Annotated in this window: 4 protein-coding genes; all 4 read left to right on the forward strand. The window is 37.2% G+C overall.

Features of this window, described 5'->3' with window-relative positions:
* The coding region (locus AC1DJR_RS27640) for a YjiH family protein (RefSeq protein ID WP_477004007.1) at positions 1-645 on the forward strand (645 nt) is incomplete at its 5' end.
* A 338-nt stretch (positions 646-983) separates the two neighbouring features.
* Entirely contained in the window at positions 984-1,328 is a 345-nt protein-coding gene (locus AC1DJR_RS27645) for an ArsR/SmtB family transcription factor (protein ID WP_477004008.1), read from the forward strand.
* A gap of 12 nt (positions 1,329-1,340) precedes the next feature.
* Positions 1,341-1,856, forward strand: a complete 516-nt coding sequence (locus AC1DJR_RS27650) for an SRPBCC domain-containing protein (protein ID WP_477004009.1) — start codon at positions 1,341-1,343, stop codon at positions 1,854-1,856.
* Positions 1,857-1,946: 90 nt separating this feature from the next.
* On the forward strand, positions 1,947-2,115 hold a 169-nt coding region (locus AC1DJR_RS27655; protein ID WP_477004010.1), incomplete at its 3' end, for a VOC family protein.

Consider the following 2,115-nt stretch of genomic DNA (forward strand, 5'->3'; position numbering starts at 1 on the left):
CTAGATATAATGCACTTATGGAATATGTATTTTTGGACTACACTTGTTGTAACATTCATCGTGACCGCTATCACCGTAAGAATCCCGCCTCTTAGTAGAAAACCAGATACATACATAACGAAAGAAGGGTTCCCAGAGCCTGTTTATAAAGAGAAAATGTTAGAGCGAGCTTGGGAAGATGCATTAGAAGTATCAAAATCTGCACCGGGCGTTATGAAAAATATCGCAGTGAAYYTAAAAGACGGWTTTATWATGACRATGGGRATTTTACCATCGATTATGTCAGTAGGRYTAATTGGMATMGTCTTARCAAAGTTTACRCCAATATTTGATTGGATTAGTTATATTTTCTATCCATTTACATGGGCTTTACAATTACCAGAAGCAGAGTTAGCTGCTAAAGCGGCATCAGTTGGTATTGCAGAAATGTTTTTACCGTCATTGTTAGTTGTAAGTGCACCACTCGTGACAAAGTTTGTTATTGCGGTTGTTTCGGTGTCATCTATTTTGTTTTTCTCCGCTTCAATTCCTTGTATATTATCAACAGATATTCCGTTAAAAGTATCTGAACTTATTATTCTATATGTGCAAAGAACGATTTTAACGTTGCTKATTATTACGCCGATTGCTTATTTGTTGTTTTAAACTACTACATAAGTTCTGAATATAACGAGTTTTTTGACTTGTATAAACGAATATTTACTCAATAAAAGCGGAAGTCATTTTGATTCAAATGACTTCTTTTTATTTATCGTAAAATCGTAGTTAGTGCGAAATAATAACCAGTGGAGAGAAATAAAAAAACATGAATTAAAATTTCACTTTATTTCAAAGTAGAAGCCACATTTAGTGTGAATTTAGTTTTTGAATATTCCTTGACAGGAATATTCCTCTTTAGTTATAATCAATTCAACAGGAAGATAATATTAGTGATGATATTGATGTGTTAYAACCGGAGACCATCACTTAAYGAGGTGARTGATATGTCGGAGGGAATTTCGGGCGTGAACGTGGCGACGCTGAATGCCTTATCTGAACCGAATCGTATGAATATCGTTGAACTGTTGCGTGACGGTCCCTTAACCGTCGGGGAAATTGCCAATCATCTAGGATTAAGGCAACCACAAACTTCAAAACACTTAAAAGTGCTAAGTGATACTGGAATTGTGGAAGTGCAGGCTGAAGCTAATCGCCGGATTTATAAGTTACGACCTGAGCCTTTCCAAGCACTTGATTGTTGGGTACAGTCATTTAAGCGTGTGATGGAAGAGAGATTCGATAATTTAGATGAGTATTTGAAGGAATTGCAAAACAAGGAAAAGCCTTAAGGAGGAATTGAAATGTCAAGTAATACAATGGTATCGAGAGTAGAGAATGAGCGAGTATTAGTGCTGGAGCGCGTTTTCGATGCACCGCGCGATTTAGTATTCAGTATGTTTAAAGAACCAGAGCATTTGAAACAMTGGTGGGGRCCAAGRGGCTGGGAAATTCCGGCATGCACTGTCGACTTCCGTCCGGGAGGCGTTTGGCACTACTGTATGAAGTGTGTCGATCAGAACYTGGGGCAATTYTTTGGTATGGAATCATGGGGSAAAGSAGTYTATAAAGAGATTATTGAGCCAGAGAAAATCGTCTATACCGATTACTTTTCAGATGCTGAAGGCAATGTAAATGATTCTATGCCGTCAACCGAGATGACATTGGAATTCATCGATTTAGGCGGAAAGACAAAGCTAATAAACCGTGCTGAATATGTTAACAAAGAGGCACTTCAGAGTGTTATGGATATGGGTATGCTGCAAGGTATCACCGAAACYTGGGATCGTTTGAACGAGCGATTGGAGTCGCTGAAATAGATTTTTGCACCGCAACTTTATTTTCGGTGATAATTAGGTGTAAGTGTATGGAGTTTAATAAAAATTGTTTATAAAGGAGCGTTAAAATAAATGATTAATAATGTTGGTCAAATCATGTTGTATGTAAATAACCAAGATGAAGTGAAGGAATTCTGGACAGAAAAAGTAGGATTTATTGTAATTTCAGAGGAAGATAACGGTCAAGGAATGCGATGGATTGAAATTGCTCCAACTAAAGAAGCTGAAACAAGTATTATTC

The sequence above is a fragment of the Bacillus sp. 05T31 genome, from assembly GCF_056396725.1.

Bases quoted from the DNA above. Each gene is read 5' to 3' on its own strand.
- AC1DJR_RS27645 (WP_477004008.1), top strand. From the start codon at position 984: ATGTCGGAGGGAATTTCGGGCGTGAACGTGGCGACGCTGAATGCCTTA.